This window comes from Pseudomonas sp. NPDC090201 (assembly GCF_044746825.1).
GTDB classification, from domain to species: Bacteria; Pseudomonadota; Gammaproteobacteria; order Pseudomonadales; family Pseudomonadaceae; genus Aquipseudomonas; species Aquipseudomonas putida_AD.
Genome location: NZ_JBIVCX010000018.1, coordinates 80,578 through 93,451, shown reverse-complemented (window position 1 = coordinate 93,451; position 12,874 = coordinate 80,578). Strand labels below are relative to the sequence as shown.

Below are 12,874 nucleotides of genomic sequence, written 5' to 3'. Positions count from 1 at the left end.
ACCACTCCCGTCGTGGTCTGATCCGCATGGTTAACCAGCGTCGCAAGCTGCTGGACTACCTGAAAGGCAAGGACGTGAGCCGTTACAGCGCTCTGATCGCTCGCCTGGGTCTGCGTCGCTAATCAGCGATTGCGCTAGAGGTTGGTTGTCTGTCGTGCGTCAGCGGGTTTCCGCCGGCGCATGGCAGGCTCCCAGCCTCAAGTTTTATCTGGATACACGTTTTACCCCTGGACAGTCGTCGGGCCGATTCCCCACGTTGCCCAAGAATTCGCAAGAAACCAGTTCCCCCAAGAGCCACAAAGAAGGTAGGAAACCGTGAACCCGGTAATCAAGAAGTTTCAATTCGGTCAATCGACCGTAACCCTGGAGACAGGCCGCATCGCCCGTCAGGCTTCTGGTGCAGTATTGGTCACCGTTGACGACGACGTCACCGTACTCGTGACCGTGGTCGGCGCCAAACAGGCTGACGCTGGCAAAGGCTTCTTCCCGCTGTCCGTTCACTACCAAGAAAAAACCTACGCTGCCGGCAAGATCCCTGGCGGCTTCTTCAAGCGTGAAGGCCGTCCTTCCGAGAAGGAAACACTGACTTCGCGTCTGATCGACCGTCCGATCCGCCCGCTGTTTCCTGAAGGCTTCATGAACGAAGTGCAGGTTGTCTGCACCGTCGTTTCCACCAGCAAGAAAACCGATCCGGACATCGCTGCGATGATCGGTACCTCGGCTGCCCTGGCCATCTCCGGCATTCCTTTCGACGGCCCGATCGGCGCTGCCCGCGTTGCCTTCCACGAAAGCACCGGCTACCTGCTGAACCCGACTTACGAGCAACTGAAAGCATCGAGCCTGGACATGGTCGTTGCCGGTACCGAAGAAGCGGTACTGATGGTTGAATCCGAAGCCAAAGAGCTGACCGAAGACCAGATGCTGGGCGCTGTGCTGTTCGCCCACGACGAATTCCAGTCGGTCATCAAGGCCGTCAAAGAGCTGGCCGCCGAAGCTGCCAAACCAACCTGGACCTGGGCTCCACAGGCCGAAGCCACCGAACTGCTGGGCGCTATCCGCTCCGAGTTCGGCGCCGCGATCTCCGAGGCCTACACCATCACCGTCAAGGCCGACCGTTACGCTCGCCTGGGCGAGCTGAAGGATCAGGTCGTTGCCAAGCTGGCCGTTGAAGAAGGCAGCCCGTCGGCTTCCGAAGTCAAAGCCGCTTTCGGTGAAATCGAATACCGCACCGTTCGCCAGAACATCGTTGATGGCAAGCCACGTATCGACGGCCGCGACACCCGCACCGTACGTCCGCTGAACATCGAAGTCGGCGTTCTGCCAAAGACTCACGGTTCGGCACTGTTCACCCGTGGCGAAACTCAGGCGCTGGTCGTTGCCACCCTGGGTACTGCCCGTGACGCGCAACTGCTCGACACCCTCGAAGGCGAGAAGAAAGACCCCTTCATGCTGCACTACAACTTCCCTCCGTTCTCGGTGGGCGAGTGTGGTCGCATGGGCGGCGCCGGTCGTCGTGAAATCGGTCACGGCCGTCTGGCCCGCCGTTCGGTCCAGGCCATGCTGCCTGCCGCTGACGCGTTCCCGTACACCATCCGCGTAGTGTCGGAAATCACCGAATCCAACGGTTCGAGCTCCATGGCTTCGGTCTGCGGCGCTTCCCTGGCTCTGATGGACGCCGGTGTTCCGATGAAGGCTCCGGTTGCCGGTATCGCCATGGGTCTGGTCAAGGAAGGCGAGAAATTCGCAGTCCTGACCGACATCCTGGGTGACGAAGACCACCTGGGCGACATGGACTTCAAAGTGGCCGGTACCGCCAACGGTGTTACCGCGCTGCAGATGGACATCAAGATCAAGGGCATCACCGAAGAAATCATGGAGATCGCCCTGGGCCAGGCCCTGGAAGCTCGCCTGAACATCCTCGGTCAGATGAACAACATCATTGGTCAGTCGCGTACCGAGCTGTCGGAAAACGCTCCGACCATGATCGCGATGAAGATCGACACCGACAAGATCCGTGACGTCATCGGTAAAGGCGGCGCGACCATCCGTGCGATCTGTGAAGAAACCAAGGCTTCGATCGACATCGAAGACGACGGCTCGATCAAGATCTTCGGCGAAACCAAGGAAGCGGCTGAAGCAGCACGTCAGCGCGTTCTGGGCATCACCGCTGAAGCCGAGATCGGCAAGATCTACGTTGGTAAGGTTGAGCGCATCGTCGACTTCGGCGCATTCGTCAACATCTTGCCTGGCAAGGACGGTCTGGTCCACATCTCCATGCTGAGCGATGCTCGCGTCGAGAAAGTGACCGACATCCTCAAGGAAGGTCAGGAAGTTGAAGTCCTGGTACTGGACGTGGACAACCGCGGCCGTATCAAGCTGTCGATCAAAGACGTCGCCGCAGCCAAGGCTTCGGGCGTTTAATCGCACCGCACCAACGCTGTGGAAAAAGGGCCCTTCGGGGCCCTTTTTTTTGCCCCGAAATACGACCTCGGACGATCTCGAAGACGCCGTCGCGGGCAAGCGCGCTCCTACATGGTTGGCGCAACCCACAGAACCTCGCAAACCCGTAGCAGCACGGCTTGCCGGCGGGAGCGATTTCAAGGACGCCCCCGCCGGCAAGCCGTGCTGCTACGGAGAGCGCGCCACAGCCCTTGCTTCTGCTTTTGATCTTCGTGCGCGGTGGTGCAGGCGCCGCAGAGCGCGACGTTAAGGCGCCAGGCCGAGCGCAGGTGTCGTGGAGGGGGATGAGCGGCAGGGATGCCGCTAGCCGTGCTGGCCATGGACGGCGCTCATATGGACGGGACGGCGTGCCCCCGGAACGGCGCCGGAGTCGAGGGAAGTCCGAAGGACCCCAGCCTGTCGCAATGGCTTTGCCTACTTTCCCCGTAAGGAAAGTAGGTCGCCCGTAAGGGGCGAAACCCTAGAGTCCAAACACCGCGAAAACGGATCAACCCCCAATCCCAAAGTCACCCAGCGACGCGGAGCGTCTAACCAGGCATTCCCACGCGGAGCGTGGGAACGATCAACGAACCATCAACGAGACAGGTACTGCAGCCGCCTTTCCTCAAGCGAATTAATGAGTTAGGGCAAACTGCAAGGTCAGAACATGCATCTTGCAAGCGGAACTTTTCCAATCCGGGCAATCTGCACGACAACAGCGGATCCACAAATACATAACCAATTGATTTAAAAGGAAAAAATAAATCAACAAAGGTTGGCACATCGCTTGCGATATACCCAGTAACCCTGCAGCCAACAGGCTTGGCGCAGATTCTGAGAAAAACAGGAGTTACTCGTATGAAGAAGTTCGCTATCGCTGCTGCTACTGCCACCGCCCTGACGCTGACCATGGCAAACGTGGCCATGGCTGAAACCGCGACCCAGGCTCCAATGCAGGTCGCCGCGGGTGAAATGACCAAAGCCAAGGAAACCACTTCCGACACCTGGATCACCACCAAGGTCAAATCGGATCTGCTGACCGAGAAAGGCATTCCAGGCTCCGACATCAAGGTTGAAACCAACAAAGGCGTGGTTTCCCTGTCGTCGACTGTCGCTGTGACCGAAGCTCAGAAAAAGACCGCTGTTGCGATCACCAAGAAAATCAAAGGCGTGAAAGCCGTATCGGCTGATGGCCTGAAAGCCGAGTAATCAGTTTCCCAAGAGCCTGGAGAACGGACGGTTGACGGCCAGGGAGGCCGTTGGCTGGTCGATTGAAGGTTCATGCGAAGGCCATACGGATGTGGCCATTACAAGCCCCGGCGCTCGCGTCGGGGCTTGTTCTATTTGCGTTGCCTCACTTTACGGTCCCCCTCTGCGACACAGCACAATCGATCAAGAACCTTGAGCGATTGAGGCATCACTCTGCCGATTGAAAAATCCTGTATATATTTGTACCCGGTGCGATACGTTGGTCCTATGGGCAAACGTGCAGAATGAAAACAATACTCCGCCTTTCCCTTTCAAGGGTGCAGGCAGGCGTGCACCCGCCGCCAAGACCTTTGTGCTGCCATTCCAATGACTACAGACAAGGCAATCACGCTCCCATGAAAACCGTCCCCGTTGCCCTGCCGACGGCTCCCCGGGCGCAGGTCCCGCCCGGTGTCTGGCTATTGCGCCTGGGTGCAATGGTGCTGACGTTCATCATCTTCCTGATCGACTGGCTCAGCACCCTGGATGTCGCCATTGCGGTGCTGTACGTGGTCGTCATCCTGATATCCGGCGATCTGTTCAGCCGCAGGGGCGTGGCGGCGGTCTCGGTGGGCTGTGGCGCGCTGACGCTGCTCGCCTATCTGCTGTCCCACGGGGATGCCTGGCTGACCCCCGCGTTCGCCCGTTGCCTGGTGAGTCTGGCCGCCATTGCCATCACCGCCTTCCTGGCCCTCAAGAACAAGGCATCCAGGGAAGCCCTGCAGGAGCAGGTGCATCTGCTGCACCGCAGCGAGGCCTTTCTGGCCGAGGCCCAGCGCCTGAGCCAGACCGGCAGCATCGGCCTGAAAATGCCCAGCGCGCAGATGTATTGGTCGGATGAGGCGCGGCGCATCTTCCAGTTCGATGCCCAGATGCAGCCGACGCTGGAGTACATGATCGGCCGTACTCACCCCGATGACACCCAGGATCTGAAATCCCTGATCGAACAGGCCTACGCACGGCACTCGAACATGGAAGCCGAGTTTCGCCTGCTGATGTCAGACGGCTCCTGCAAGTACGTACGCATGTTGGCGCAGCAAGTGAAGGACGCGTCGGGGGACTGCGAATACATCGGTGCCCTGATGGACGTCACGGCCGCCAAGAATGCCGAGGACGCGCTGCATCGTTCCCAGAGTCAGCTGGCCCACGTCACACGGGTCACGACTCTGGGCGAGATGGCAGCCTCCATTGCCCATGAGGTCAATCAGCCGTTGTCTGCCATCACCACCAACGCCGAGGCCGGGCTGCGCTGGTTGAACCGCGAGGTGCCGGACGTGGGCGAGGTGCGCAGCGCCATCGACCGCATCAAGAGTGAAGCGCACCGGGCCAGCGAGGTGATCCGGCGGATCCGTGCACTGTCGCGCAAGGCCGACCCTCTGCATGTTCCGCTCGATCTGGGCGATGTGCTGCGGGAGTCGGCGGCGCTGGTGCAGCGCGAGATCCTGCGCAACCGGGTCCATCTGAATGTGCTGCACCCGGCCGGGCCGATGTGGGTCAAGGGGGATAAGGTGCAATTGCAACAGGTCATCATCAATCTGCTCATCAATGCGGTGCAGGCGATGTCCGGCATGCAGGGCAAGGCGCGAACCCTGTCGGCGGCAGTAGGGCTCACCGAGGGCGGCGACGTGCGTATCAGGGTCCAGGACAACGGTCCCGGCGTCTCGGCGCAGAATCTGCCGAGCCTGTTCAATCCATTTTTCACCACCAAACCTGAGGGGATGGGCATGGGCCTGTCAATTTGCCGCTCCATCATCGAGGCCCACGGCGGACGCATCTGGGCTGAAAGTGAACTCGGCCGCGGGGCTGCGCTGAGCTTCTCGATTCCGGCCCACGGGCAGGCCCGGTCATGAGCACTCCAGACAGCAGCCCCGTGGTGTTCGTCGTCGATGACGACCCCGCCATTCGCGCCGGCCTGGACAGCCTGCTGCGCTCCATGGGAATGCGGGTTCACGCTTACGCCTCCGGGGCCGAATTTCTGGAGCATCCATTCGACGACAGCCCGGCGTGCCTGGTGCTGGACGTGCGCCTGCAGGGGGAGAGCGGGCTGGACTTTCAGGTGCGTCTGGCTGACATGAACGTGTGCATGCCCATCGTCTTCATCAGTGGCCATGGTGACATCGCCATGTCGGTCAAGGCGATGAAGGCAGGGGCGCTGGATTTTCTGGTCAAGCCGTTCCGCGAACAGGACCTGCTCGACGCCGTGGCCGCCGCGCTGCAGAAGGACGCCAGGCGTCGTGAAACCGGCAAGGCCGCTGCCGAACTGCGCACCCGCTACAAGGCGCTCACCGCCCGCGAGCAGGAAGTCATGGCGTATGCCGTGACTGGGCTCATGAACAAGCAGATCGCTGCCGAGATGGGCCTGAGCGAGATCACGGTGAAGATTCACCGGGGCCACGCGATGAAGAAGATGCAGGCGCGCACCTTCGCCGACCTTGTGAAGATGTCCCAGGCCCTGGTGGGGGATTGAACCCAGGATTTGCGGGCCGGCCGTCGCGGTCATACACCCGTATACTTACGGCGCCCGACCGGGGTCGGTAACGTGTGGGCTGTTGTCGTGTGCCTTGATGCGCACGTGTTCATGTCTGCACTCAAAGGTATTCCGCTTGCCCAGCCCCCCGATGATCGCTGTCGTCGACGATGACAATGCGGTCCGCGCCAGCCTCGACAGTCTCATCCGCTCCCTGGGCTTTGTGGTGTGCCTGTTTTCGTCCGCCGAGGACTTTCTCGCCTCTGGTCAACTGGCCACCACCGACTGCCTGATCACTGACGTGCAGATGCCGCACATGAGCGGCGTTGAGCTGCACGAATATCTGGGCACCCAGGGCATTCGGATTCCCACCATTTTCATCACTGCCTTTCCCGAGGAAAGCGTGCGCCGGCGCGCCATGAGCGGCAGCGCTGTATGTTTCCTGGCCAAGCCTTTTCAGGCGCAGGCCCTGATCGATTGTATTGAATCGACCCTGGCCTGAATCGATCCTCCGCTGTATCAATCCATGGCTGCGAACTCATTATCAGTTGATTGAGTTGAGCAATAGGTGTGCGTCTGTGCAGTACCTATTAGTGCATCGGGCACTGTATTGGGTCATTCATCCTCAACATGAATAAGCCTTCCTCTTTCAAGTCCTGTGCGTCATCAACTGACGCACCGGTTTCGGTATCGCTCGATTGGTCTCTAACCCTCAAACACGGGCCTTTGCCATGGGTGGCGTGTCATTAAAACAGCGTCAATAGTTTGTATTCTGGTTATTCACGAACGCTCGAAAGTTGTGCATAGATGTTGCATGGATGTTACACATTGCCCGGTTTTCTCTGAAAAGAGTGAAGATTCGACCCACTGTGTCAGATTAACCTGCACCCATATGAGTGGAGTTGCTTGAGGCAACACAACTAATCGCATTGAACTTGCAGGCCTCGCCTGAAACTCTTTTGCAGTGAGATTGAACGCGATGACCATGATGCCGCTCCTGATTTGCGACGACTCCAATATGGCGCGCAAACAGTTGATACGTGCCTTGCCTGCAGATTGGGGGGTGTCGGTCACGACCGCGACCAACGGCCACGAAGGCCTGGAGGCGATTCGCCAGGGCCTGGGCGAAGTGGTGCTGCTGGACCTGACCATGCCGGACATGGACGGCTACCAGGCGCTTGCCCTGATGCGCGCCGAAAACCTCAAGGCCAAGGTCATCGTGGTGTCCGGCGATGTGCAGCAGGAGGCCGTGCGCCGCACGCGAGAGCTGGGTGCGCTGGCCTTCCTGAAGAAACCGGCTGATCCGCTTGAGCTGCAACTGACCCTGCAACGGCTTGGCCTCCTGGGTGAGCGCACGGAAGCGCCGGTGATTGCGCCAAAGGCCGAACCCGTCGCCATCAGTTTCCACGATGCATTTCGCGAAACTGTCAACGTTGCCATGGGCCGCGCCGCTGCATTGCTGGCGCGGGTGCTGGGCGTGTTCGTGCAGTTGCCGATTCCCAACGTCAACATGCTGGAGGTGGGCGAGTTGCACATGGCGCTGGCCGACGCCCAGGGCAGCGAACGAATGACTGCCGTGTGCCAGGGCTACATCGGCGGCGGCATCGCGGGCGAGGCATTACTGCTGTTTCATGATTCCGAAATCGCCGACATGGCGCAGTTGATGAAGATCAAGGATCGCGACTACTCGGACATGGAAATGCTCCTGGACCTGTCGTCGATCCTGATCGGTGCCTGCCTGAGCGGGATCGCCGAGCAGCTCGACATCGAGTTCTCGCAAGGCCACCCTCAGGTGCTGAACGCCCACAGCGGCATCGAGGACCTGATCCGCATCAATCAGCGGCGCTGGAAAAAGACCCTTGCGGTGGAAATCAGCTACAGCCTGGAAGGGCACAACATCCATTTCGACCTGCTGATGTTGTTCACCGAAGATTCGGTAGAGCGGCTGTCGCGCAAACTCGCCTACCTGATGAGCTGATTCATGAACGACCGCATCGACATCAAGGAGCTGCACTGGCTGTTGACCATCACCCAGAGTATCGACGTGGGGGTGGTGGTGCTCGATCAGGAGTACCGCGTGCAGGTGTGGAACACCTTCATGGAAAACCGTTCCGGTGTACTGCCGTACGAGGCCGCCAACCGCTCGTTTTTCGACCTGTTTCCCGAGGTGAATGAGCACTGGTTGCAGAAGAAGATCGACAGCGTGATCACCCTCGGCACGCCGGCGTTCACGATCTGGGAGCAGCGGCCGTACCTGGTGCGATTCAAGAGTTACCAGCCCATCACCGGGCAGGAAGACTTCATGTACCAGAACACCACGATGTTTCCCCTGCGCGGCACCAGCGGCGAGGTCACGCACGTGTGCCTGGTGATCTACGACGTCACCGATGTGGCGACCAACCGTCAGCAATTGCAGGCCGCCAACCTCGAGTTGCAAAAGCTCTCCAGCACCGACCGTCTCACTGGCCTCTACAACCGCGGCCACTGGGAAGAGGCGCTACGCCTGGAGTACGCGCGACATGTGCGCTACGGCACGACGGCGGCGCTGGTGATGTTCGACATCGATCACTTCAAGCGGGTGAACGATACCTATGGTCACCAGTGTGGTGACAAGGTGATCCAGCGCGTAGCGGATGTGATTCGCGAGCACATCCGTGACTCGGACATCGCCGGGCGCTATGGCGGGGAAGAGTACGCGGTGCTGCTGCCGGACACCGATAAATACGGTGCCGGCATGTTCGCCGAACGCCTGCGGGTAGCGGTCGAAGCCCAGGAAATCTGCCATGAGGGTGAGGTGATTCGCTGCACCATCAGCCTGGGCGTCGCCGATATGAGCCTGCTGCCCACCGATCACACCACCGTCATCGAATGGGCCGACCAGGCGCTGTATGCGTCCAAGAAGAACGGGCGCAATCAGGTGTCGTTGTTTGGTGTGGTTTGATAACCATCGCCCACACCCCGGATACACCCAGACCCTGTGGGAGCGAGCTTGCTCGCGAAGGCGTTGGATCATGCGGCCGGGTACTGACTGACCCACCGCTTTCGCGAGCAAGCTCGCTCCCACAGGGGCAGTGGGTACCGGGCTACGACAACTCCGCAAAATCACTCAACACATCATCGCGCAACGCGATGAACCGGGCGTCGCTGCGGTTGCGTGGGCGGGGGAGGTCAATGTCGACGATGCGGCGAATGCGGCCCGGATGCGGTTGCATGACCACCACCCGGTCGCCCAGATACACCGCCTCGTCCACATCGTGGGTGACGTGAACCATGGTGATCTTTTCCTGCTGCCAGATATGCTGCAGCTCCCGCTGCAACCGTGTGCGGGTCAGGGCGTCGAGGGCGCCGAAGGGTTCGTCCAGCAGCAACACGCTGGGACGATTCACCAGGCCCCGGGCGATGGCCACGCGCTGGGCCATGCCGCCGGAAATCTGGTGCGGGTAGGACTCGACGAAATCCTGCAGCCCCACCAGGTGAATATGTTCGCGCACTGTCTCGCGTTTTTGCGCAGGGCTCAGGGGCGCGTTCTTCAAGCCCACCGCAACGTTCTGCTCCACCGTCAGCCAGGGGAACAGCCGGTGATCCTGAAACACGATGCCACGTTCAAGGCCAGTGCCCTTGATGGGTTTTTCATCCAGCAGGATCTGCCCGTCGAAGGCCTCGTCCAGCCCCAGGATCAGCCGCAGCAAGGTCGACTTACCGCAGCCGCTGGCGCCGACTATGGTGATGAATTCACCGGGCGCGATGTCCAGTTGCACGTTGTCCAGCACCTGCAACTGCGTATCGGCGCTGGCGCTCGAGAAATACTTGCTGATGTTTTCCAGACGCAGGCCATTGCCTTGCACAGCGGTGAGCGGTTGAGTGGCAGCCATGATGTACTCCTTGAATTGAAAACTAGCGCGGCGTGATGCCGTACAGCCGCTGCATACGTCGTTCGAGGCTGCGGGCCAACAGGTTCAGGCCCCAGCCGACCAGGCCGATCACCACCATCCCGAACAGCACCAGGTCCATCATGAAGTGCTCGCTGCCGTCGATCAGGGTGTTGCCGATGCCGCTGCCGGACACCAGCAGGTACTCGGCGCCGATGGTCGCCAGCCACGAATAGACCAGCGCCAGATAGACCCCGGTGAAGATCGAGGGCAGCGCGGCCGGCAGCATCACGCCGCGAATCGTCTGCCACCGCGTGAAGCCATACACTCTGGCCACTTCCAGAAACGCCGGTGGCACGTTGCGCAGTCCGTCGCAGGTGTTGACCACCACCGGAACCAGCGCCGCCAGCGACAGAAACACGACCTTGGCCACATCCCCCAGGCCGAACCACACCGAGATCAGCGGGATCCAGGCGAAGAGTGAAATCTGCTTGAAGGTGTTGAAGCTCGGACCCACCACACGCTCGAACAGACGCGAAAAGCCCAGCAGGCAGCCCAGAACCAGGCCCAGCGCTGTGCCGATGAAGAAGCCGCTGAGATTGCGCGCAAGGCTTGAAGAGATCGCGCGCCAGAACGCTTCGGAGGTGAATTGATGCCAGGCGGTGGCGGCGACTTTCTGCGGCGAAACCAGCAGACCTGAATCGCTCCAGCCCTGATTGGTTGCCAGCCACCAGACCGCCACGGCGACCACTGGCAGAACCCAGCCGCGATACCGACGTGTCGAAGGCGCGGCGGAAGAAGTCAGCGTACTCATGCCAGCCTCCCCGGCGTCACGGCGCGGCCTTTGTTCAGGCGACGCTCGACGTATTCGAAACTGCGGTCGATCAGCAGACCCACGGCACCGACCACCACTACGGCGGCCATCACCAGGTCCAGCTGGAACAGCTGGCGTCCGTAGGCGATCAGGTAACCCAGCCCTTCACTCGACGCCAGCAGCTCGACCACCACCAGCGACAGCCAGGCCTTGGTGAAGCCCAGCCGCAGACCGGTGAAGATCGGCGCGACGGCGGACGGCAGGACAATGTCGATAACAATCTGCCGCCGACTGAAGCCGTACGCCTGACCCACTTCCAGCAGGCGCTTGGGCACCTGATGGAACGCCTGCAAGGTGCACAGCGTGACCGGCACCAGCGCGGCGTGGGCGATCAGCACGTACTTGAGCGGCTCGCCGATGCCAAACAGCAGCAGGGCGAAGGGCATCCAGCCCAGCACCGGAATCTGCACCAGCGCGTTGAAGCTCGGCAGCAGGTAATCCTCGACGGTTTTCGACAGCCCCATCACCAGACCCAAGGTCACGCCCAGCCCCGAACCGATCAGAAAGCCCACCAGCACACGCTGCATGCTGGCCGAAGCGTTGAGCCACAAATCGCCGGTGCTCGCCAGGTCCACCAGGGTCTGATAGACGAAGGCTGGCGGTGGCAGCACCTGGTCTGACAGCCAGCCCCGCTCGCTACCCAGATACCACAGCCCAAGCAGTGCGGCGGGCAACAGCCAGGGCAGCAAGCGGTTCAGCACGCGGGATTGCCACGCCGAACCTTGAGCTACGCGAACCACTACCCGAGGTGTAGAGTGCGGCGTCGATGGTGGCAGGCGCTTGACCGGTGCCAGCGATTTGCCTGGCACCTGCTGTTGGTCGAGTGCGGTTGCGGTCGCTCTGGCCATGACGTCAGCCTCCGTTGCCGATCGGTTTGGTCAACGCCGTGGCGTTGCCTGTCGGCGCCTTGCCGTCTGCGCCGTAAGCGGTCCAGAACTGACCCAGGCCGTTGTTCTTGATGGCCTGGTCCAGGTAGCGGGTTTCGAACCAGCCATCGATGCTCACCGGGCGACGAATCATCTTCTCGTCCTTGGCCTGATCGGCGACGGACTGGTAGCGCGTGCGCAGGAAGTCATCGACCAGAGGCGAGGCACTGTCGCGCAGTTGCAGGTGTTCGAAATCCGCCTTGAGCGAGGCCAGTGGCTCGTTGGTCTTGGCCCATTCGTTGAGCACTGCATCGCGGTTCTGTTCCTCGGACTCCCACTTGGCGGCCTTGACCAGCGTATCGACGACCTTTTGCACCTGTTCCTGATGGTCTTTCTCATAGGCGCCGCGTACCACCAGCGCGCATTGACGGGTGTAGCGCACGTCGTTGTCCGGGTTGTCGAAGATGATGTCGACCAGGCCCTGATCACGCAGCTTGAACAGTTCGCGGCCACCGAATGCGGCATCGACGCCCTTGGACGCCAGCGCCGCCTGGGTGCTGCCGTTGTCCAGGTTGATGACCTTCAGATCGCGCTCGGCCAACTTGTGGTCGGCCAGCAGATTGATTGCCACCAGGTGCGCGTTGGTGCCACGGAACAGCGCGACTTTCTTGCCCATGAGGTCTTCGATGGTCTTGATGTCCGAGCCCTTGGGCACGGCCACGTAGACATTGGAGCGCACGCCGATGGCCGCCAGCAGCTTGGTGTCCAGGCCGTTGGAGCGGCCGACCACTGCGGGCAGATCTCCCTGATAGGCAAAGTCCAGCTGCTGGTTGGATAGCGCCTCGTTCACCGCAGGGCCTGCGCCCTTGAAGAAGAACCACTGGATCTCGGTGCCGGTGCCTTCGAAGGCTTTTTCCAGAAGTTGCTGGTTGCGCACGATCCCCAGGGACGAGCCGCTGAAGGTCACCGGATCGCCACCGCCAGCGCTGGCCACGCCAATGCGCAGGACGTCGGCCTCGGCCAAGGGCATCATCAGCAGCGCCGCCAGTGCGGTAGCTACGCTCGATTTGCTGAATACAGATGTTCGCTTGGCCTTTGCCATGGGATGTCT

The 12,874-nt window shown here is 60.8% G+C and carries 12 protein-coding genes; 8 read left to right on the top strand and 4 right to left on the bottom strand.

The window, feature by feature from the left end:
* The 8 genes from ACIPOO_RS26640 to ACIPOO_RS26605 form a co-directional block, all read left to right on the top strand.
* On the top strand, positions 1–122 hold a 122-nt coding region (locus ACIPOO_RS26640), incomplete at its 5' end, for a 30S ribosomal protein S15 (RefSeq protein ID WP_400610995.1).
* Positions 123–315: 193 nt separating this feature from the next.
* Complete coding sequence (gene pnp, locus ACIPOO_RS26635; protein ID WP_274135910.1) at positions 316–2,421, top strand: polyribonucleotide nucleotidyltransferase; 2,106 nt, start codon at positions 316–318, stop codon at positions 2,419–2,421.
* Between the two features lie 876 nt (positions 2,422–3,297).
* Entirely contained in the window at positions 3,298–3,648 is a 351-nt protein-coding gene (locus tag ACIPOO_RS26630; RefSeq protein WP_274136494.1) for a BON domain-containing protein, read from the top strand.
* Between the two features lie 395 nt (positions 3,649–4,043).
* On the top strand, positions 4,044–5,537 hold the full coding sequence (locus tag ACIPOO_RS26625; RefSeq protein WP_400610983.1) for an ATP-binding protein: 1,494 nt from the start codon (positions 4,044–4,046) through the stop codon (positions 5,535–5,537).
* The gene (locus tag ACIPOO_RS26620; protein WP_400610981.1) at positions 5,534–6,154 is read left to right on the top strand and encodes a response regulator transcription factor; all 621 of its coding nucleotides are present in this window, start codon (positions 5,534–5,536) and stop codon (positions 6,152–6,154) included. The genes ACIPOO_RS26625 and ACIPOO_RS26620 overlap by 4 nt, the downstream gene beginning before the upstream one ends.
* A 136-nt stretch (positions 6,155–6,290) precedes the next feature.
* Positions 6,291–6,656 carry a response regulator transcription factor gene (locus ACIPOO_RS26615; RefSeq protein ID WP_274136491.1) on the top strand — a complete coding sequence of 122 codons (366 nt, stop codon included), beginning with the start codon at positions 6,291–6,293 and terminating at the stop codon, positions 6,654–6,656.
* A gap of 477 nt (positions 6,657–7,133) precedes the next feature.
* Positions 7,134–8,132 carry a response regulator gene (locus ACIPOO_RS26610; protein WP_274136490.1) on the top strand — a complete coding sequence of 333 codons (999 nt, stop codon included), beginning with the start codon at positions 7,134–7,136 and terminating at the stop codon, positions 8,130–8,132.
* Between the two features lie 3 nt (positions 8,133–8,135).
* Positions 8,136–9,095: a sensor domain-containing diguanylate cyclase gene (locus tag ACIPOO_RS26605; protein ID WP_274136489.1), complete on the top strand. Its 960-nt coding sequence runs from the start codon at positions 8,136–8,138 to the stop codon at positions 9,093–9,095.
* Positions 9,096–9,237: 142 nt separating this feature from the next.
* Here ACIPOO_RS26605 and ACIPOO_RS26600 read toward each other — a convergent pair whose 3' ends face one another.
* The 4 genes from ACIPOO_RS26600 to ACIPOO_RS26585 are packed head-to-tail and all read right to left on the bottom strand — an operon-like array spanning position 9,238 to position 12,865.
* Positions 9,238–10,026, bottom strand: coding sequence for an ABC transporter ATP-binding protein (locus tag ACIPOO_RS26600; RefSeq protein ID WP_400610978.1), 789 nt, complete (start codon positions 10,024–10,026; stop codon positions 9,238–9,240).
* Positions 10,027–10,048: 22 nt separating this feature from the next.
* A complete protein-coding gene (locus ACIPOO_RS26595) occupies positions 10,049–10,837 on the bottom strand; it encodes an ABC transporter permease (RefSeq protein ID WP_400610976.1) in 789 nt (262 codons plus the stop codon).
* Positions 10,834–11,745, bottom strand: coding sequence for an ABC transporter permease (locus ACIPOO_RS26590; protein ID WP_400610975.1), 912 nt, complete (start codon positions 11,743–11,745; stop codon positions 10,834–10,836). The genes ACIPOO_RS26595 and ACIPOO_RS26590 overlap by 4 nt, the downstream gene beginning before the upstream one ends.
* A 4-nt stretch (positions 11,746–11,749) precedes the next feature.
* Positions 11,750–12,865 (bottom strand): ABC transporter substrate-binding protein, encoded by a 1,116-nt coding sequence (locus tag ACIPOO_RS26585; protein ID WP_400610973.1) that lies wholly within the window; start codon positions 12,863–12,865, stop codon positions 11,750–11,752.
* Positions 12,866–12,874 lie beyond the last annotated feature (9 nt).

Coding starts and splice junctions, on each gene's coding strand:
- ACIPOO_RS26630 (WP_274136494.1), top strand. CDS start 3,298: ATGAAGAAGTTCGCTATCGCTGCTGCTACTGCCACCGCCCTGACGCTG.
- ACIPOO_RS26625 (WP_400610983.1), top strand. CDS start 4,044: ATGAAAACCGTCCCCGTTGCCCTGCCGACGGCTCCCCGGGCGCAGGTC.
- ACIPOO_RS26620 (WP_400610981.1), top strand. CDS start 5,534: ATGAGCACTCCAGACAGCAGCCCCGTGGTGTTCGTCGTCGATGACGAC.
- ACIPOO_RS26610 (WP_274136490.1), top strand. CDS start 7,134: ATGACCATGATGCCGCTCCTGATTTGCGACGACTCCAATATGGCGCGC.
- ACIPOO_RS26605 (WP_274136489.1), top strand. CDS start 8,136: ATGAACGACCGCATCGACATCAAGGAGCTGCACTGGCTGTTGACCATC.
- ACIPOO_RS26600 (WP_400610978.1), bottom strand. CDS start 10,026: ATGGCTGCCACTCAACCGCTCACCGCTGTGCAAGGCAATGGCCTGCGT.
- ACIPOO_RS26595 (WP_400610976.1), bottom strand. CDS start 10,837: ATGAGTACGCTGACTTCTTCCGCCGCGCCTTCGACACGTCGGTATCGC.
- ACIPOO_RS26590 (WP_400610975.1), bottom strand. CDS start 11,745: ATGGCCAGAGCGACCGCAACCGCACTCGACCAACAGCAGGTGCCAGGC.
- ACIPOO_RS26585 (WP_400610973.1), bottom strand. CDS start 12,865: ATGGCAAAGGCCAAGCGAACATCTGTATTCAGCAAATCGAGCGTAGCT.